We start from the raw sequence: 18,538 nt of genomic DNA, 5'->3' as shown, positions 1-18,538 counted from the left end.
CGATGGCAGTGGGTCAGCCCCGCATCGATGTTGAATGTGCCGCCGCCATCGCGAGCAAGCTTGGCTCCCACAGTAATGTTCAATGTTCGGTTAGCTCACAGACATGAAAACGGCCGACACAAAGGTCAGCCGTTGCTGTGGTTGCGGTGAGTAACTGTCAGGCCTGCAGGCGCCGGATCTCTTGCTTGACACCCCAGCCCTCGATCACACCACCCAAGGGTTCGACGACTGCCTCAAAGTCTTGCTCGAAGTCGCCAATGTCATCGTAGGTGGCGTACATCACCCGGCTCAGTTCCAACGACCAAGCCCCATCGTCCCGTGCACTGATCTGCGCGTTCAACGATTCTCCCCGAAAATGACCTGCCGCCCTGCGCGCCCGCTCCTCGTCCGGGAAAATGGCGTAGAACTCAATGGGATGGAATCGGGAAAAATCGAAACCGCCTTCTTTCATGCGGCGCAACACGCTGGTGCTGATGTCTTCTTGATAGGCTGTGCTCATGAAACGTCCTCCTGAAACCAATGGATAGACTTTCCGTCTTCCCGTGCGTGAAGCCCTCAGGCTGCAAGCGGTACGGCATCAAATGGCCGTCGGGACACAAGCATGTAGCTGACAAGACCGGACCTTCGCGATCCTTTCGCTGATCTCAATTGCAGAGTAGCCGCAAGTGGCAGCCGCTGCCAAGCGAGACCAGGCACCGTTTCATGAAATCGGTGTAATGCTGATGATTTCAATGCTGTGCTGGGACTTGAGGTTCTTGACGGTGGGATCTTCGGTGCGACCTTCCAGGTCGTTGAGGTCCAGTTGGGCGGGCACGGGCAGCAATTTTTCGCGAATCAGTTGTGCAGCCTGCTCCATCGTAGGCTCCTGCTCGTAGTCGAACTGCTCGGCGATGGCTTCGCCATGATCATCCACGAAAGTGATTTCCCACTTTTGCATCGGTGTCTCCTTGATCAATTCAGGGCCTGGCTTACCTCTATCTCGACATTGAGGGCCGGACAATCGTTCCGCCGGGCGTCTGGACGGCACACATGAAAAGACCGCCTCCGGGGCGGTCTCTGCAGTGCAGCCGTGGCCGATCAGTTTTCGGCGCGTTCCTTCAGGGCTTTCAAGGTGTTGAACGGCGCATCCACCACGAACTTGTTCGCCAGCCAGGACGGCACGTCACCCCCTGGTTCGGTATGGACCTGGTAGGTCACTTCGATCTGGTCAGCGCCCTTTGGCGTGAACTTCCAGAAGCCGTCGACCTGGGTCACCCGCACGAAACCTTGCTCTTCAGGCAGGTATTTCGGCACGCCCTTGAGCTTGCGGGTCAGGCTGCCATCAGCGCCCTCTTCGGTGGTAACTTCAAGCACCGAGTCCCGGGACGTCACCGGCCATGGCGTGTTGAACTGGGTGTAGGTCCAGCTCTGATTGCCTTCGTGCTTGAGCAGTTTCTGGCTCTTGCATTCATGAATCCAAGCGCAGGCACCGGGAACGTCTTCCTGCAGGGCCCGCAGCTTGGCCATGGTGGTTTTCATCACCGTCACGCCACGGTAGGCCTTGTATTTGGAGCCCGTCACCTCACTGAGGGAAACCTTGATACCGTCCTTCTCCCTGGCAACCTGCCAGTCCTCTGCCTGAGCGGTGGCCGCTGCCAGCAACACGGTCAACCCACACAACACAGCCATACGATGCAGCGAACCCATAGTTCTTTTCCTTATTGTCCAAGTTCGTTCAGTTAGGATCCGTTCATTGACTCATTACGCTGCCGTGATTTGCTCCCACCAACCGATCAGTCGGATGGCCTCTTCACTGCTGCTGCCGCAAACCTCGATGTCGGCTTCGAACGCCGAGCACACTGCCGGACGCTCCGGCTGGCCGAAGATCCGGCACAGGTTATCGACCGACAATTGTGCGCAACGTTCTCCCGCCGGTTTGCCTTGGGGCATGCCAGGGATAGGTGAGCTGATGGAAGGGGCGATGCAACAGGCGCCACAGCCTTCACGGCATTTCATGACGACAACATCCTCACGACAGTAATGGTTAGTAACAGAACACAGAGTAACGGCTAAAACACTCGTTTTAAATTACCGTCTGCGTGTTTTTTTGCCCACGGCGAGATGACCGAATGGTCAGCGACGAACCGCAGGCCTGCCGAAGGTTTATTGCTTGAATTCGAAGTCCAGCGCCGCGCCTTCCACCTCGTGGCGCTCCGGGCTGCGCAGTGGCAGCTGCATTTCATTGCTCAACAAACGGCCATTGAGCTGAAAGGGACCGGGTTTCTCACCGAACATCGACGGCAAGAGCGGCTCACGCCTGGACTGTACCACCTTACCCGGTGGTTGCAGTTTATCGACCATCTCATGGGGCAAGCTCAAATCCAGCTTGGCCGGCGGCAATGGGGTCTTGGCGACCTCGTGGGCGGATTTGCTCTTGGAGGCGATGGGGGCGCGTTTTTTCTTCGCGGGTGCCACTTTCTTGGCGGAAGGCTTCTTGGCCGCTGTGTTTTTTTTCGGCGCATCCTTCGTGGCACTGGCAGCCGGTTTTTCCTGCGCTGGCGCTGCCGCGACGACGCCTCCCATGTGGAAGACGCTCAACAGACCGATCAAAACCCAGGCAGCAGGAACAATGGCTTTCATAAATACAACAGCATTGACGGCAGAGACCCCCATGCTCGCCTGATAATGAGGCGCTGACAAGCACATCGAGCCAAGTCGCTGATATCTAAAGAAATCCGTTGGCCGTCTCCTGGCACAATTGAGTGGCCAACAGCCCCAGCGTCATCAAGGCCCGCTCCGCCTCCCGGTTCCAGGGTATGCCGCAGTTCAAGCGAATGCAGTGGTTGAACTGCTCGGTATTACTGAAAATCAGCCCTGGCGCGATACTGATGCCCTGTTGCAACGCCCGCACATGCAACTCCTGGGTATTGACCCGCCCCGGCAGGCTGACCCACAGGATGAAGCCTCCAGTGGGACGGCTCATCTGCGTGCCTTCGGGGAAGTACTGCTGCACCGCCAGCTGAAAGGCGCTGAGGTTCTTGCGGTATTCCTGGCGGATATAGCGCAAGTGCCGGTCATAGCCGCCGTTTTCCAGGTACGCGGCAATGCCCATCTGCGTGACGCTGCACGCCGAGTGCGTGCTGAAGGTCTGGAGCCGCTGGATTTCCTGTTGGAATTTCCCCGCGATCATCCAGCCGATGCGCACACCCGGCGACAACGTCTTGGAAAAACTCGAACAGTAGATGACCCGGTCCAGCCGGTCGTAGGCCTTGAGGGCCTTGGTGCGCCCCTGCTCGAACATCAACTCGCCATAGATATCGTCCTCGACGATCTGGATGTCGAAGTCCGACGCCAGGCGCAGCAGTTGCTTTTGCCGCTCTTCCGGCATGGTGCCGCCGAGAGGATTGCTCAGGCGCGTGGTCAGCACCAGCGCCTTGATCGACCACTGGTTGGCCGCCAGCTGCAAGGCCTCCAGACTCATGCCAGTGACCGGGTCGCTGGGGATCTCGATAACCTTGAGGCCCAACAGATCCGCCAGTTGCAGCAAGCCGTAATAGGTCGGCGACTCGGCGGCGATCAAATCCCCCGGCCGCGTCAGCACCCGCAAGGACATCTGCAGCGCATCGACGCAGCCGTGGGTGATCACCACCTCGGAAGGGTCCACCACGACGCCGGCATCGCGCATGCGAATCGCCACTTGGCGACGCAACGGCTCGAACCCCGGGCTGAACATGTAGCTGAACGCCCGCGGGCTGTGGAAGCGCGTGACCTTGGCCAATTGCTGATGCAGGGCCCGGACAGGCAGATAGTCGACGCTCGGCACCGCAGCCCCCAAGGGAAACACCCCTTCGCGGCGCGACTCGACCAATATTTGCTGGATGATACTGCTGCGTGTCACCAGCCCCGGACGCTCTACCCGGGCAATGTCCGGCGTCGGTGCCGTCAGGGCCGGCGTCTGGTGCACGTAGTAGCCCGACTGCGGCCGCGCGCGAATCAGCCCCTGGTCTTCAAGGTTGGCGTAGGCCTGCAGCACCGTGGCATGGCTGACGTTGAGCTGCGAGCTCATCTTGCGCACCGACGGTACGCGCTCACCGGGCTGATACACACCGCGCCGGATGTCTTCAGCCAGCTGTTGAGCAATACGTTGATAGAGCAGAAGGTTGGTCATGACGCAGCACTCGATTTCACGGGCATTTTATTCTTGTCGGAAACGATACCGGAACAGTTTAGAAGTGTACTGGGACAGTTGCCAGATTACTCGACAGTACAGTGGAGTGACAGCTCTAACTGTACCCATCGTGCATCGATTGCAGGGCCAAAAAAACCCGGCGCCTTTTACAGGGGCCGGGTTTTCCAGTGACGCAGTCCTTAGCGGGCGGCGCCGAGCTGGCCTTTTTCGTCGGAGAACACAATTTCAACGCGACGGTTCTGTGCCCGGCCACGCTCGGAAGCGTTGACGTCCACCGGGTATTGGTCACCGTAGCCTTCAACCTGGATACGCTTTTCGTCTATCCCCAGGTCCACCAGCACATCCGCCACCGCTTGCGCGCGGTCGCGAGACAACTTGAGGTTTTCCTGCTTGCCGCCGGTGCTGTCGGTGTACCCCTCGATACGGACCACACGCTTGGGGTTGAGCTGCAGGAACTGCACGATCTTGAGCACGACCCGGTTGGCCGAGCTCTTCAGTTCCGCTTCGCCGGTGTCGAACAGCACGTCACCCAGGGTCATCACCAGACCGCGATCGGTTTGTGTGGTCGCCATCGCCATGATCTGTTCCTCAAGCCATTTGCCCTGCTGCTGCACGCTCAGCAACTTGGATTCACGCAGGGCCAATTGCAGGCGCTGGCGTTCCAGTTCGAGCTTGGCGGCACGCTCTTCGTTGAGCACCTGGTTGCTGTGCTCCCGGGCAATCGCACTGTAGCGCTGGCTCAGGTAGGCGTAATGCTGCACATCCTCACCGCTGCCCCAGTAGCTGGACAAACGATCGGCACGGGCCAGGGATTCGCCAGCGCGGATCACGTCCCGGGGTGCGGCACGCAATACGTTGGCGTCTTCCTTGACCTTCTGGAAGTCGGTGCTGGCCTGCTCGAGCGCCGCTTCGCTGCGCTGGCCGGCGCAGCCATACAAGCTCGCCAGGCCGGCGAGCACCAGGCCGCCCAATACGTGGGAGTGCTTCATTGGGCATCCTCCCTCAATTGTTTGCGCAAGCGCTTGATGCGGGTGTCGAGCACGTTCAGTTGCTCCTGGCTCTTGAGGGTCAGCACCTTCGCTTCGGCCAGGCGGGCGTCGAGCTCGGCCTGTTCGGCCCGCATGCGCGCCTTCTTGTAGGATTCGTCGGCCATGTTGGATTTGGCGCGGGCGAACTTTTCTTCAGCCAGTTTCAATTCGGGCACTTCGTCGGCAGTGGCGCCAACAGCCCGGGCTTGCTCCAGTGCCTGTTCAGTCAGGCGGATCTGTTCATTCGGCGCCGGATCGGCTGCGCAACCCGCCAGAGCCAGAACGGCCAGGGCAGCGAAAAGAGGTCGAATAGTCACTAATGTTCCCTACTGTTTTGGGGCGCTGACAGATGGCTGCAACTGTGTATTCCAACGCTCGAGATTGCGTTGCAACACAGCCTCCGCCAGGCCGGACGCGGCCAATTCTGTCATCTTTTGCGCCAGCTGTCCGCGTAACCATGGGTCATTGCAGGCGGAGTTATGGGAAATCGCGAGGAACAGCCCGGGTTTGTCCACCGGTTGCGGTGCGGCTTGCAGGTCATTGGCCATCCCCAGTGTCTGCGCCATTGCCAGGCCCGCGTAGCGCCCCGCCAGGACATATTCCACCTCGCCCAGCAGCAGTTTCTGAAAGGCCTGGGTCAGGTTGGGCGTGCGTACCAGGGACAATTGCCGCTCGGCAAAGACGCCGAATTCCTGGGTCATGCGGGCCTTTTCTGACAAAGCCCCGGGATGACCGTGAAGGTCTGCGGGCTGGTCGATGACCAGCGTCGAATCCTTGCGGGTCCAGACCAGGTAATCGTTTTCGAGCAAGGGCGGATGAACGTAATCCAGCACTTCAAGCCCGGTAACGGTCAGTGGCGCGTCGGTGAGCAGGTCCATGCGTCCACTGCGCACTTCGTCCAACGCCTGGGCGCGCTTGCCGGCATACAGCAGTTCGATCTTGATCCCCAGTTCTTGCCCGACCTGCGCCAGCAGGTCGGCGCCGGCGCCAATCAAGTGCTTGGGGTCCTGAGGGTCCTGCCAGAGATAGGGTGGTGCATCCGGGCTGCCGGTGGCGATCAGTCGTTCACATTTGCCGGCGGCGACAGACAGGCCTGGCACGAGCGCCAACGTCCACAGCAACGACCAGCCGGCCAAACGACGCAGATCCATGGCAATACGCTCCTCTGATGCGGAAATAAAAAGCCCGGCCAAAGGGCCGGGCTCTTTATAAGTGAAGACGCCGGATTAGACCAGCTTCTCCAGCTCAGGGATGGCTTCGAACAAGTCCGCCACCAGGCCGTAGTCGGCCACTTGGAAGATCGGTGCTTCTTCGTCCTTGTTGATCGCAACGATCACCTTGGAGTCTTTCATGCCGGCCAAGTGCTGGATCGCGCCGGAGATACCGACGGCGATATACAGCTGTGGCGCAACGATCTTGCCGGTCTGGCCGACCTGCATGTCGTTGGGCACGAAACCGGCGTCGACCGCGGCGCGGGAAGCACCGACGGCGGCACCGAGCTTGTCGGCCAGGGCGTACAGGTGCTTGAAGTTGTCACCGTTCTGCATGCCACGCCCGCCCGAAACGACGATCTTGGCGGCGGTCAGTTCAGGACGATCGGACTTGGCCAGTTCTTCGTTGACGAAGCTGGAGATGCCGGCGTCGTGGGCAGCGCCTACGGCTTCAACGGCAGCCGAGCCACCTTCGGCGGCAACCGGGTCGAAACCGGTGGCGCGAACGGTGATGACCTTGACCGCAGCGGTCGATTGCACGGTGGCAATGGCGTTGCCGGCGTAGATCGGACGCTTGAAGGTGTCGGCGCTTTCTACCGAGATGATCTCGGAGATCTGGTCGACGTCCAGAGCAGCGGCCACGCGCGGCAGGATGTTTTTGCCGTTGGAGGTAGCGGCGGCCAGGATGTGGCTGTAGCCCTTGCCCAGCTCGGCTACCAGCGGCGCAACGTTTTCCGGCAGTTGGTGTGCGTAGGCAGCGTTGTCAGCCGACAGCACTTTGGCCACGCCAGCGATTTTCGCAGCGGCTTCGGCCACGGCGCCAGCGCCCTGACCCGCTACCAGCACGTGAATATCGCCACCGATTTTAGCGGCAGCAGCAACGGTGTTCAGCGTGGCTGGCGCCAGCGCCTTGTTATCGTGTTCGGCGATTACGAGGATAGTCATGATCAGATCACCTTCGCTTCGTTTTTCAGTTTCTCGACCAGTTCAGCCACCGACTTGACCTTGATGCCCGCGCTGCGTGCAGCCGGCGCTTCGACCTTGAGGGTCTTGTTGGTGGAGGCGGTGGAAACGCCCAAAGCGTCAGGCGTCAGCACTTCAAGCGGCTTCTTCTTGGCTTTCATGATGTTTGGCAGAGACGCATAGCGCGGCTCGTTCAAACGCAGGTCGGTGGTGACGATGGCCGGCAGTTTCAGGGAAACGGTCTGCGCGCCGCCGTCGATCTCGCGGGTCACGGCAACGCTGTCACCGGACACTTCGACCTTGGACGCGAAGGTGCCCTGACCGTAGCCGCTCAATGCAGCGAGCATCTGGCCGGTCTGGTTGTTGTCGCTGTCGATGGCCTGCTTGCCGAGGATCACCAGCGATGGCTGTTCCTTGTCGACAACGGCCTTGAGCAGCTTGGCCACGGCCAGGGAGGTCAGCTCTTCGGCGGATTCGACGAGGATGGCGCGATCGGCACCCAGTGCCAGCGCGGTGCGCAGTTGTTCCTGGGCGGTGGTCGGGCCGATGGAGACGACGACGATCTCAGTCGCCACGCCTTTTTCCTTCAGGCGTACGGCTTCTTCTACGGCGATTTCGCAGAAAGGGTTCATCGACATCTTGACGTTGGCGAGGTCGACGCCGGAGTTGTCCGCCTTGACGCGAACCTTGACGTTATAGTCGACCACTCGTTTGACAGCTACAAGAACCTTCATGGATTCCTCGTTACTCTCCGGTGAAAAAAAGTCGCCTAGGCGAACCTGGCGGTTGATGCTCATGGGCGCAAGGGCACCTCTAAAAACGCCGGCATGAACCACACATGACCCAGCTCACGGGAGTGAAGACCATTCGTCAGTGATGACCGATGAGTCATTCATTATCGCGGCGTGTAAACTGCGCGTCAGAACCACGCAATGCGTCACTTTGTGCTGCCTTCGCCCTGTCTTTAGAGGTGCTCTTGAAACCAACAGTCAGCCTACGGCGAGCGCAAAACCGCCCGTATCTTGACCGGAACGCCTATTCCGGTCAATACGGCAAAATGGTCAGTCATAAGCCGTACGTCAGTGATTTATCTGGGCTGCGGCAATTTCAAACAAACGTTTGTATTGGACCCTGAGAGTGGTGTAGATATAATGCGCCGCTTAAGAGAGACACGCGTTTCATCCATTGTCGCTTTCGTCGCTTTTCGCGAAGGAAACAACGGATGCAACGCCAAACCTCCAATTAGAAAAAACTGTGAGCCTTGAGTAGGAGATAGCCCTGTGGAACGCGAATACATGGAATTCGACGTGGTCATCGTCGGTGCCGGCCCCGCTGGCCTGTCTGCCGCTTGCCGACTGAAACAGAAGGCCGCCGAAGCCGGTAAGGAAATCAGCGTCTGCGTGGTCGAAAAAGGCTCCGAGGTCGGTGCGCATATCCTCTCCGGTGCGGTGTTCGAACCCCGCGCCCTGAACGAACTGTTCCCGGACTGGAAAGAACTCGGCGCCCCGTTGAACACGCCCGTCGTGCGCGATGACATTTATGTCCTGAGAAACGCCGAGGCCGCGAGCAAAATCCCTGACTTCTTTGTGCCCAAGACCATGCACAACGAAGGCAACTATATTATTTCCCTGGGCAACCTGTGCCGCTGGCTGGCCCAGCAGGCCGAGAACCTGGGCGTGGAAATCTACCCGGGTTTCGCCGCCCAGGAAGCGCTGTTCGACGAGAACGGCGTGGTGCGCGGGATCATCACCGGCGACCTGGGTGTCGACCGCGAAGGCAATCCGAAGGAAGGCCTGTACACCCCTGGCATGGAACTGCGTGGCAAATACACGCTGTTCGCCGAAGGCTGCCGTGGCCACATCGGCAAGCAACTGATCAAGCGCTTCAACCTGGACAGCGAGGCCGACGCCCAGCACTACGGCATCGGCCTGAAGGAAATCTGGGAAATCGACCCGGCCAAGCATAAACCTGGCCTGGTGGTGCACACCGCCGGCTGGCCGCTGGACATCATGGGCACCGAGAACACCGGCGGCTCTTTCCTCTATCACCTGGAAAACAATCAGGTGGTGGTCGGCCTGATCGTCGACCTGTCCTACAGCAACACTTTCCTGTCGCCGTTCGACGAGTTCCAGCGCCTCAAGCATCACCCGGTGCTCAAGCAGTACCTGGAAGGTGGCAAGCGTGTCAGCTATGGCGCCCGTGCCATCTGCAAGGGCGGCCTGAACTCGCTGCCGAAAATGGTCTTCAAGGGCGGCGCGCTGATCGGTTGCGACCTCGGGACCCTGAACTTCGCCAAGATCAAGGGCAGCCACACCGCCATGAAGTCCGGCATGCTTGCCGCCGACGCCGTGGCCGATCGCCTGTTCGCCGAGTCCGAAGGCGGTGATGAACTGACCGCCTACGTCGACAGCTTCAAGAGCAGCTGGCTGTATGAAGAGCTGTTCGCCAGCCGCAACTTCGGTGCAGCGATCCACAAATACGGCGCGATCATCGGTGGCGGCTTCAACTGGTTCGACCAGAACATCCTTGGCGGCAAAATGCCGTTCACCCTGCACGACACCAAGCCCGACTACGCCTGCCTCAAGCTGGCAGCCGATTGCAAGAAAATCGACTACCCGAAACCGGACGGCAAGATCAGCTTCGACAAACTCAGCTCGGTGTTCATCTCCGGTACCAACCACGAAGAAGAACAGCCTTGCCACCTGAAGCTGACCGACCCGAGCATCCCGATCAGCAAGAACCTGCCGTTGTACGACGAACCGGCCCAGCGCTACTGCCCGGCCGGCGTGTACGAAGTGGTGACCAAGGAAGACGGCGAGAAACGCTTCCAGATCAACGCCCAGAACTGCGTGCACTGCAAGACCTGTGACATCAAGGACCCTTCGCAGAACATCACTTGGGTGTCGCCGGAAGGCGCTGGCGGACCGACTTACCCGAACATGTAAGCCATTGCGCTGAACATCAAGGCTCCCGTAATGGGGGCCTTTTTGTTACCTGCCATCCAAGCAGTACCACAGCTCGCTCCCACAGGGGGTGATATCAGTGGATCAAGCGGCGCGCTCTTCCCCAGGGTTGCGCTCGAAGTAGCGCTTGTACTCCCGACTGAACTGCGACGAGCTCTGATACCCTACCTGGTGCGCGACCTGGGCCACGCCCATGCCCTCGGTGAGCAGCAGCCGCTGGGCCTTGAGCAGGCGCAAGCGCTTGAGGTACTGCACTGGCGACAGCAAGGTGCTGCGCTTGAAATGCTCATGGAAGGTCGAGGCGCTCATGTTCGCGCAACTGGCCAAGGTCTCGACGTTCAGCGGCTCGGTGAAGTGCGCATGCAAATGGCCCAGGGCCGCGGCAATCCGGGCGAATTGGCCTTGCTGCTCCACCAGCGCCCGCAGCACATCGGCCTGGGGCCCGCGCAACGCGACGAACAACAACTCCCGCAGCCGCGCCTGGCCCATGACCTGGCATTCCAGTGGGTCGTGCAAGCAACGCAACAAGCGTTCGACACACCCACGCATGGCGTCATCGAGCACTGCGCAGGTCATTGATTCCGGCGTCTGGGGCGCCAGGTTCCGCCCCGGCACCAGCCCCATGGCCAGTACCAACTCCCCCAGCATCGCCCGATCGATCGCAACGGAAACCCCAAGCAGCGGAGCATTGGGCATGGCGTAGGTTTCGCACTCGAACGGCACCGGCAAGGCCTGGATCAGATAGTGCCCGGCGCCATATTCCAGTGTGCGCGGTCCCAGGTACGCCAGTTTGCTGCCCTGGGCGATGATCACCAGGCTCGGCTCATAGAGCTGCGGGCCACGGGCGACGTCCTGGCTGGCCCGAAGCGCATGTACGCCGGGCAGTGGCGTCGGGACGAAACCGTCGCGGGTCGCCAAGGGTTCTATCAATGAAACCAGCGTAGCGTTGGCATCGAGATGGCGGGTCAACAACATGGGCGAAAACTTCACGAATAAAGGGATGAAACCATCATCGCAGGTCTGGCGTCACATAGGATCAGATCCTGGCCAAGACCGGAGGATTAGGCATGACAGGCGGAGGAATCGCCATCGCCACCTGTCGCCGGGACTCCCAGAATGAAACCCTCAACGTTCATTGCTTAGCGAGGTCCATCATGTACACAGCCATCGGATATGCCGCCCAGTCGGCCACCACTCCCCTCGCCCCCATGAAATTCGAGCGTCGCAGCCCGCGAGCCGACGATGTGGCGATCGACATTCTCTACTGCGGCGTCTGCCATTCCGACATCCACCAGGCCCGCAACGAATGGGGCATCGCCGTTTACCCGCTGATGCCCGGCCACGAAATCATCGGCAAAGTCACCGCCGTCGGCGCGGACGTCACCCGCTACAAGGTTGGCGACCTGGTGGGCGTAGGCTGCATGGTCGACTCCTGCCGCGAGTGCGAAGCCTGCCGCGCTGACTTGGAGCAATACTGTTTCGAAGGCATGACCCAGACCTACGCCAGCCCGGACCGTGTGAGCGGCGGCCACACCATGGGCGGTTACTCCAACAGCATCGTGGTCAACGAACACTTTGTGCTGCGCATTCCGGCAGCACTCGACCCGGCCAGCGCCGCACCACTTCTCTGCGCAGGCATTACCACCTACTCGCCCCTCAAGCACTATGGCGTGAAGGCTGGCGACAAGGTTGGCGTGCTGGGTATGGGCGGCCTGGGCCACATGGGCATCAAGTTCGCCAAGGCCTTGGGCGCAGAAGTCACGTTGTTCACCCGCTCGGCGAGCAAGGCCGAAGAAGCCCGTCGCCAGGGCGCGGACCATGTGATCGTATCCACCGACGCCGAACAGATGGCCGCAGCAGCCGGACGATTCCACTTCCTGCTGGACACCATTCCGGTACAGCACGACCTCAATCCCTACCTCGACACGCTGCGTTTCGACGGAGTGCACATCCTGGTAGGTCTGGTCGAGCCGATCGATCCGCCGGTACACGCGGCAAAATTGATCATGGGCCGTCGGGTCCTGGCCGGTTCGTTGATTGGCGGTATCGCCGAAACCCAGGAAGTGCTGGATTTCTGCGCCGAACACAACATCAGCTGCGACATTGAAATGCTCGACATCCGCCAGATCAACGAGGCCTACAGCCGCATGATCGCCGGGGATGTGAAATACCGCTTTGTCATCGACATGGCCACGTTCAAGGCCTGACGTTCGTCAAACCTTGGCGCCCAGTTCCGCCGACAACCGGGCTGTGACCCCTTTGACCAGGGGAATCAGCTCGGCCATCTTTTCCAGCGGCATGTACGGCACGGTGCTGGCGATGCTGATGCCGGCAACAATGCGCTTGCCGGCGTCACGGATCGGTGCCGCCACACAGCGAATCGACGGTTCGTTGTCTTCCAGGTCGAAGGCATAGCCCCCCGCCACATACTCCACCATCCGTTGCTGGAACTGCTCCCAGGATTGCTCCTGATGCTGGGGCCAGAATTGATTCTTCCCACCGGCTGGCAGGCTGATTTCATACAGCCGCTTCCATTGTTCCTGCGAGTCATCAAGCATCAGCGCCTTGCCGATCCCGGTGCGCGCCAACGGCATGCGATGGCCTACGCGCGAGCGCATTTCCGGGCCGTTGCGCCCCGGGTTCTTCAGCAGGTACAAGACTTCGTCACCCTCGCGAATCGCCAGGTGAACGGTGTCCCCGGTGAGCGCCGACAGCTCGTCCAGATACGGCCCCGCCAGGCTCACCAGCGGCAACTCTTCCCGGGCCTGAAAGCCCAGCTCGATCAATTTCGGCCCCAGCAGGTAGCCCACTTGCGGCACCACGCGTAGGTAACGCTCATCCACCAGGCAACTGGCCAGGCGATGGGTGGTGCTGCGGGTGGTGCCGATCAGCCGGGCGATTTCCTTCAAGTCACGGGCGCCGCTGGCGACCGCCTGGACCACCCCCAGGCCACGCAACAATGTCTGCGTGCCCGTAGGTGCGGCGTCCTTGGTGATTTTTGGATCGTCTTGCTGCATAGCCGGCCTTCAACAGTGAGCGGGGAACGGGCGGCATTATGGTCGCCCGCCCCGTCGGACTACAACTCGATGCGCTCGACCTTCCCGACCAGCAGGATGTAGGACAGCGCGCCAGCCAGTGCCAGGACAGAGATATAGGTGATGGCCGGGGCAAACGAATCGCCGCTGGCGAGAAAGCCAATGACGATCGGCGTGGCGATGGCCGCCAGGTTGCCGATGAAGTTGAACACCCCACCGGTCAACCCGAGCAGTCGCGCCGGCGCCAGTGTGGAGACCAGCGACCAGGTGATCGACGCCAGGCCATTGCCGAAGAACGCCAAGGCCAGGAAGGCAATCACCAGCGGCGTCGACTCGACGAAGTTGGCGCCGATGATCGAGGTCGAGATCAGCAACCCGCCAATGATCGGCAGCTTGCGTGCAAACCCCACGGTGGCGCCGCGGCGAATCAGCCAGTCGGAGAAGAACCCGGAGCACAGCACGCCGACAAACGCCGCGAGAAATGGCAGGGACGCCAGTAGGCCGGACTTGATGAAGTCCATGCCGCGATATTTCACCAGGTAGGTCGGGAACCAGGTCAGGAAAAACCACAGCGTGGAGTTGAGGCAGAACTGCCCCAGGTAAATGCCCCACAACTTGCGTTGGGTCAGGACAATCCCCAGGTCGGTCCAGCTGAATTTGGCCTTGACCTTGGCGGTATCGGCCTGGATATCCACCAGCCCGCCGCCTTCGCGGATCAGTTCGATTTCGGCGGCGTTGGCACCTTTGAAATCCCGCGGTTCGCGATACACCGCGTACCAGATCGCCGCCCAGATAATGCCCACCGCGCCCGTGGCGACAAACACCATGTGCCAACCGAAGGCGTGTTGCAGCCAGGCTAATACCGGGGTCAGGAAGGCCAGCCCGACAAATTGCCCGGAGGTATAGAAACCGATGGCCGTGGCCCGCTCGCGCTCAGGAAACCAGGTGGTGACCACGCGGCTGTTGATCGGATAAGCCGGCGCTTCCAGGGCACCGACCGCCATGCGCAGTACGAACAGCGCGATGAAACTGGCGGCGAAACCCAGCATTACCGTGGCCACCGACCACAACAGCAGGGCCACGCTATACAGAATCCGCGGCGGCACCCGGTCCACCAACCAACCACCAGGGATCTGCATGGCGGCGTAGGTCCAGCCGAATGCCGAGAAAATCAGCCCGACGTGGATTGGATCGATGCCCAGGTCGCTGGTCAGTGCGGGAGCGGCGATCGAGAGGTTGCTGCGGTCCAGGTAATTGATCACCACGGTGATGAACAGCAGGACCATGATGAAAAAACGCTTGCGGCTGGGCGTCACCAACGACGCCTGCGCGCTCAGGGTGTGCGCTTGCATGTGAGGTGCCTCTTTTTATGTTTATTGAGGAGTCGAGCACGCCCGATCGTTCCCACGCTCTGCGTGGAAACGCCTCTACGGACGCTCTGCGTTCGGCTCTTGAGGGACGCGGAGCGTCCCTGGCTGCATTCCCACGCAGAGCGTGGGAACGATCAAACCGAGAGAGTCAGGCGTGACTCACCACTCGGCAAAACTGCCATCGGCATGGCGCCAGATCGGGTTGCGCCAGCGGTGGCCGATGGCCGCGCGTTCGATGACGTATTCCTCGTTGATCTCAATGCCCAGGCCCGGGCCGTTCGGGATCTTCACAAAGCCCTTGTCGTAGTCGAACACCTGCGGATCCTTGATGTAATCCAGCAGGTCGTTGCTCTCGTTGTAGTGGATGCCCAGGCTCTGTTCCTGGATGAAGGCGTTGTAGCAGACCGCGTCCAGTTGCAGGCACGCCGCCAGGGCGATCGGGCCCAGCGGGCAGTGCAGCGCCAGCGCCACGTCATAGGCCTCGGCCATGTTGGCGATCTTGCGGGTCTCGGTGATACCCCCGGCGTGGGACGCATCCGGCTGAATGATGTCCACGTAGCCTTCGCTGAGTACACGTTTGAAGTCCCAGCGCGAGAACAAGCGCTCGCCCAGAGCGATCGGGGTGCTGGTCAGCGGCGCCAACTCCTTGAGGGCTTCGTAGTTTTCGCTGAGCACCGGCTCTTCGATGAACATCAGCTTGTAGGGATCGAGTTCCTTCATCAGTACCTTGGCCATCGGCTTGTGCACCCGGCCGTGGAAGTCCACGCCAATGCCGACGTTCGGCCCCACCGCGTCCCGCACCGCCGCGACGTTGGCCAGGGCCAGGTCGACTTTTTCAAAGGTGTCGAGAAACTGCAGCTCTTCGGTGCCGTTCATCTTCACAGCGGTGAAGCCCCGCGCCACGGCTTCTTTCGCCGCGCGAGCGGTGTCGGCCGGCCGGTCGCCGCCGATCCACGAATACACACGGATCTTGTCGCGCACCTGGCCGCCCAGCAGGTCGCTGACCGACACGCCCAGGGCCTTGCCCTTGATGTCCCACAGCGCCTGGTCGATGCCGGCCAGGGCGCTCATGTGAATGGCTCCGCCGCGGTAGAAGCCGCCACGATAGAGCACGGTCCAGATGTCTTCGATGTTGCGTGGGTCTTTGCCGATCAGGTAGTCGGACAATTCCTCGACAGCCGCCGCCACCGTGTGGGCACGGCCTTCGACCACGGGCTCGCCCCAACCGGTCACGCCCTCGTCGGTCTCGACCTTGAGGAAGCACCAGCGCGGCGGAACGATAAACGTGGTCAGCTTGGTGATTTTCATCTTGTTGTCTCTCTTGTCAGATGCAGCGCACGGGGCGCTGGAAAAGTCTTCAGTTCAAGGCGTTCCATGCGGCCACGTAGGCCTTGGCGCGCACCGCCACTTCATCCGCTGTCAGGCCCGGCTTGAACAGCCCGGAACCGAGGCCGAAACCCTTGACGCCGGCTTCGACGAACACCGCCATGTTGTCCGGGGTAATCCCGCCCACCGGCACCAGCACGGTCCCGGCCGGCAGCACCGCGAGCCAGGCCTTGACCACCGCCGGGCCCATTTGCTCGGCGGGGAACATCTTCAGTACATGGGCGCCTTCGGCCAGCGCGGCAAAGGCTTCGGTGGGCGTGGCGACGCCTGGCGACAGGTACAAGCCCGCCGCTTTCGCCGCACGCAGCACCTTCGGATCGCTGTGGGGCATGACGATCACTTGGCCGCCAGCGGCTTTCACCTGCTCGACCTGTTCCGGCGTGAGCACGGTACCGGCACCGATCAGGCAATCGGCGGGCAAGGTACTGCGCAGGATGCGGATGCTTTCGTACGGTTCGGGGGAATTGAGCGGTACTTCGATGACGCGAAATCCGGCGCTGTACAGGACTTCGCCGATGGCCGCCGCCTCTTCGGGACGCAGACCACGCAGGATCGCGATCAGCCCGTTGTGCGCCAGTGCTTGTGTGAGCATGTCAGACCTCCAGTCAGGTTCAGGGGGCGGTGGAATCGAGCAACCCGGCCGCCACGGCCAGTTGCCACAAACCGCGTTCGGTGGCCTGTTCGGCCAGGACCACCCGGGCGAAGCCGCAGGCGTCGAGGGCCCGTTGATAACGGACACAGAGTTGGGAGTTGCCGATCAGCACCACCGTCGGCAGATGAAGGCTGTCGCGTCGCCGACGCTGCACCTCGGCCAACGACGTCAGCTCATGGCCGATCAGCAGGCCCGAGAGGTAATCGGCCTGGGCGCTGGCCTCCAGTTCGCCGGTCAAGCCCAGGCTGCGGGCACTGAACACCGTGGACAACGGACCGATCTGGCCGTCCACCGACAACGCCACCTGTACGCCACGATCAAAGGCCACGCCATCGAAGGTCGTACTCCGTTGCTGGGTGCGGCCGAGAATGCTGTGGTCGCTGAGCACGGCGAAGATCTCGCCGGTCATGAAGGTGTCGAAATGCAAGATGCAGCCATCGGCCACTTCCACCCATTTCGAATGACTGCCGGGCAAGCCGATCAGCACCGCTTCGTCCGGCAGGCTGTGCAAGGCGCCGAGCACTTGGGTTTCCTCGCCGCGCATGACATTGGGCAAGCGTGAACGCTGAATCACGCCCGGCACGATGTGCACATCGACACCGCGAAGGCTGCGAACGGTTTGTAGGGAATGTCCGAGATTGGCGACGTTGGCGGGTGTGTCGCAGTAAGGCGCTTCACGCCAGCCTTGAGCACTGCCGACCATGCCACAGGCGATGACAGGCAAGCCTGGCTGAGCATCGAGCCAGTCGCCGCAGGCCTCGTCGAAGGCCAGTTCGAAACCGTCGATACACACCCGGCCGGCCACGGTTCGCGGCCCGGAAGGCAACTGCATGATCCCCGATGACAGCGAGCGCTGCTCGAGCACCTCGCCACCGGCTGCGAGTTTGTAAGCCCGTAATGAGGTGGTCCCCCAATCGAGCGCGATCAATTGCGCCTGCATCCGCTTCACCTGTTCTGTTTTTTGGCAGTGAGTGAACAGACTATAAACCTGGGCGCAACAAAATCTCAATATATAAATATCTCTCCCATATATTGGGATTTTTCATATCCACCACAAAGCCAATCGCCATCCGCCCAAGACCCTGCTACGTTTCTGATCGGACGCCAAACAACTCAGGGAAAAAGTAATGGGACAACAGCTGAAAATCCTCGGCCGCACTTCCTCGATCAACGTCAGAAAAGTGCTGTGGACCTGCCAGGAACTGGAAATCGCCTACGAGCGCGAAGACTGGGGCATTGGTTTTTCTTCGACCCAGGATCCGGATTTCCTCGCCCTGAATCCCAATGCCCAGGTGCCGGTGATCATTGATGAGAACGGTGTGCTCTGGGAGTCCAATACCATTTGCCGTTACCTGGTGGGCAAGCATGGGCGCAGCGACTTGCTGCCTGTCGAACCCGCCGCACGGGCGCGTGTCGAGCAGTGGATGGACTGGCAAGCCACAGAGCTCAATCCATCATGGGGCGATGCGTTTTACGGATTGGTGCGCAAACACCCGGATTTCCAGGACCCACAGCTCATCTCCGCTGGCGTCAAAGGCTGGAACGAGAAGATGGGTTTGCTGGAGCAGCAGTTGAACCGCACCGGCGCCTACGTGGCCGGTACGGCGTTTTCCCTCGCGGATGTGCTCATCGGCTTGTCGGTGCACCGCTGGCGCCAGACACCGATGGAACGCCCGGACTATCCAGCGGTGGCGGCCTATTGCAAGCGGCTCGAACAGCGTCCCGGATTTGCCGAGTACGCATCCAGCGCCTACTCATGATG

General features: G+C 60.9%; 20 protein-coding genes. 3 read left to right on the top strand and 17 right to left on the bottom strand.

Features of this window, described 5'->3' with window-relative positions:
* Positions 1-157 precede the first annotated feature (157 nt).
* From AB4O22_RS05005 to AB4O22_RS04955, 11 genes are all read right to left on the bottom strand, one after another.
* Entirely contained in the window at positions 158-499 is a 342-nt protein-coding gene (locus tag AB4O22_RS05005) for a ribonuclease E inhibitor RraB (RefSeq protein ID WP_003179463.1), read from the bottom strand.
* Positions 500-700: 201 nt separating this feature from the next.
* The gene (locus tag AB4O22_RS05000; RefSeq protein WP_003204179.1) at positions 701-937 is read right to left on the bottom strand and encodes a hypothetical protein; all 237 of its coding nucleotides are present in this window, start codon (positions 935-937) and stop codon (positions 701-703) included.
* Between the two features lie 140 nt (positions 938-1,077).
* The gene (locus tag AB4O22_RS04995) at positions 1,078-1,686 is read right to left on the bottom strand and encodes an START domain-containing protein (protein WP_460095958.1); all 609 of its coding nucleotides are present in this window, start codon (positions 1,684-1,686) and stop codon (positions 1,078-1,080) included.
* A gap of 54 nt (positions 1,687-1,740) precedes the next feature.
* On the bottom strand, positions 1,741-1,995 hold the full coding sequence (locus AB4O22_RS04990; protein WP_003204182.1) for a YkgJ family cysteine cluster protein: 255 nt from the start codon (positions 1,993-1,995) through the stop codon (positions 1,741-1,743).
* 147 nt (positions 1,996-2,142) lie between these two features.
* A complete protein-coding gene (locus AB4O22_RS04985; protein ID WP_013693982.1) occupies positions 2,143-2,619 on the bottom strand; it encodes a hypothetical protein in 477 nt (158 codons plus the stop codon).
* Between the two features lie 85 nt (positions 2,620-2,704).
* Positions 2,705-4,147: an aminotransferase-like domain-containing protein gene (locus tag AB4O22_RS04980; protein ID WP_003204187.1), complete on the bottom strand. Its 1,443-nt coding sequence runs from the start codon at positions 4,145-4,147 to the stop codon at positions 2,705-2,707.
* Positions 4,148-4,347: 200 nt separating this feature from the next.
* Positions 4,348-5,157 (bottom strand): OmpA family protein, encoded by an 810-nt coding sequence (locus tag AB4O22_RS04975; RefSeq protein ID WP_058544284.1) that lies wholly within the window; start codon positions 5,155-5,157, stop codon positions 4,348-4,350.
* Complete coding sequence (locus tag AB4O22_RS04970) at positions 5,154-5,513, bottom strand: DUF4398 domain-containing protein (RefSeq protein ID WP_003204190.1); 360 nt, start codon at positions 5,511-5,513, stop codon at positions 5,154-5,156. The genes AB4O22_RS04975 and AB4O22_RS04970 overlap by 4 nt, the downstream gene beginning before the upstream one ends.
* 9 nt (positions 5,514-5,522) lie before the next feature.
* A complete protein-coding gene (locus tag AB4O22_RS04965) occupies positions 5,523-6,347 on the bottom strand; it encodes a substrate-binding periplasmic protein (RefSeq protein WP_223472039.1) in 825 nt (274 codons plus the stop codon).
* Between the two features lie 75 nt (positions 6,348-6,422).
* Entirely contained in the window at positions 6,423-7,352 is a 930-nt protein-coding gene (locus tag AB4O22_RS04960; protein WP_003204194.1) for an electron transfer flavoprotein subunit alpha/FixB family protein, read from the bottom strand.
* A 2-nt stretch (positions 7,353-7,354) separates the two neighbouring features.
* Positions 7,355-8,104 carry an electron transfer flavoprotein subunit beta/FixA family protein gene (locus tag AB4O22_RS04955; protein WP_003204196.1) on the bottom strand — a complete coding sequence of 250 codons (750 nt, stop codon included), beginning with the start codon at positions 8,102-8,104 and terminating at the stop codon, positions 7,355-7,357.
* Between the two features lie 546 nt (positions 8,105-8,650).
* On the opposite strand from AB4O22_RS04955, the gene AB4O22_RS04950 reads away from it, so the two are divergent.
* On the top strand, positions 8,651-10,315 hold the full coding sequence (locus tag AB4O22_RS04950; protein WP_460094923.1) for an electron transfer flavoprotein-ubiquinone oxidoreductase: 1,665 nt from the start codon (positions 8,651-8,653) through the stop codon (positions 10,313-10,315).
* Positions 10,316-10,417: 102 nt separating this feature from the next.
* Here the strand turns inward: AB4O22_RS04950 and AB4O22_RS04945 are convergent, their stop codons facing one another.
* The gene (locus AB4O22_RS04945; RefSeq protein WP_057452044.1) at positions 10,418-11,308 is read right to left on the bottom strand and encodes an AraC family transcriptional regulator; all 891 of its coding nucleotides are present in this window, start codon (positions 11,306-11,308) and stop codon (positions 10,418-10,420) included.
* Positions 11,309-11,487: 179 nt separating this feature from the next.
* On the opposite strand from AB4O22_RS04945, the gene AB4O22_RS04940 reads away from it, so the two are divergent.
* The gene (locus tag AB4O22_RS04940) at positions 11,488-12,540 is read left to right on the top strand and encodes an NAD(P)-dependent alcohol dehydrogenase (protein ID WP_460095957.1); all 1,053 of its coding nucleotides are present in this window, start codon (positions 11,488-11,490) and stop codon (positions 12,538-12,540) included.
* A gap of 6 nt (positions 12,541-12,546) precedes the next feature.
* Here AB4O22_RS04940 and AB4O22_RS04935 read toward each other — a convergent pair whose 3' ends face one another.
* The 5 genes from AB4O22_RS04935 to AB4O22_RS04915 form a co-directional block, all read right to left on the bottom strand.
* On the bottom strand, positions 12,547-13,350 hold the full coding sequence (locus AB4O22_RS04935) for an IclR family transcriptional regulator (RefSeq protein WP_013693986.1): 804 nt from the start codon (positions 13,348-13,350) through the stop codon (positions 12,547-12,549).
* Between the two features lie 59 nt (positions 13,351-13,409).
* Entirely contained in the window at positions 13,410-14,720 is a 1,311-nt protein-coding gene (locus AB4O22_RS04930; protein ID WP_003204206.1) for an MFS transporter, read from the bottom strand.
* Between the two features lie 177 nt (positions 14,721-14,897).
* Positions 14,898-16,046 (bottom strand): galactonate dehydratase, encoded by a 1,149-nt coding sequence (gene dgoD, locus AB4O22_RS04925; protein WP_003179439.1) that lies wholly within the window; start codon positions 16,044-16,046, stop codon positions 14,898-14,900.
* A gap of 49 nt (positions 16,047-16,095) precedes the next feature.
* Positions 16,096-16,716, bottom strand: a complete 621-nt coding sequence (locus tag AB4O22_RS04920) for a 2-dehydro-3-deoxy-6-phosphogalactonate aldolase (RefSeq protein ID WP_003204208.1) — start codon at positions 16,714-16,716, stop codon at positions 16,096-16,098.
* Positions 16,717-16,735: 19 nt separating this feature from the next.
* On the bottom strand, positions 16,736-17,716 hold the full coding sequence (locus AB4O22_RS04915; protein WP_460095956.1) for a 2-dehydro-3-deoxygalactonokinase: 981 nt from the start codon (positions 17,714-17,716) through the stop codon (positions 16,736-16,738).
* 187 nt (positions 17,717-17,903) lie between these two features.
* Here AB4O22_RS04915 and AB4O22_RS04910 point away from each other — a divergent pair, with 187 nt between their 5' ends.
* The gene (locus AB4O22_RS04910; protein ID WP_460095955.1) at positions 17,904-18,536 is read left to right on the top strand and encodes a glutathione S-transferase family protein; all 633 of its coding nucleotides are present in this window, start codon (positions 17,904-17,906) and stop codon (positions 18,534-18,536) included.
* The last annotated feature ends 2 nt before the right edge of the window (positions 18,537-18,538 follow it).

The sequence above is a fragment of the Pseudomonas sp. S3_B11 genome, from assembly GCF_054667715.1.
This window is presented reverse-complemented; position numbering and strand designations above follow the sequence as displayed.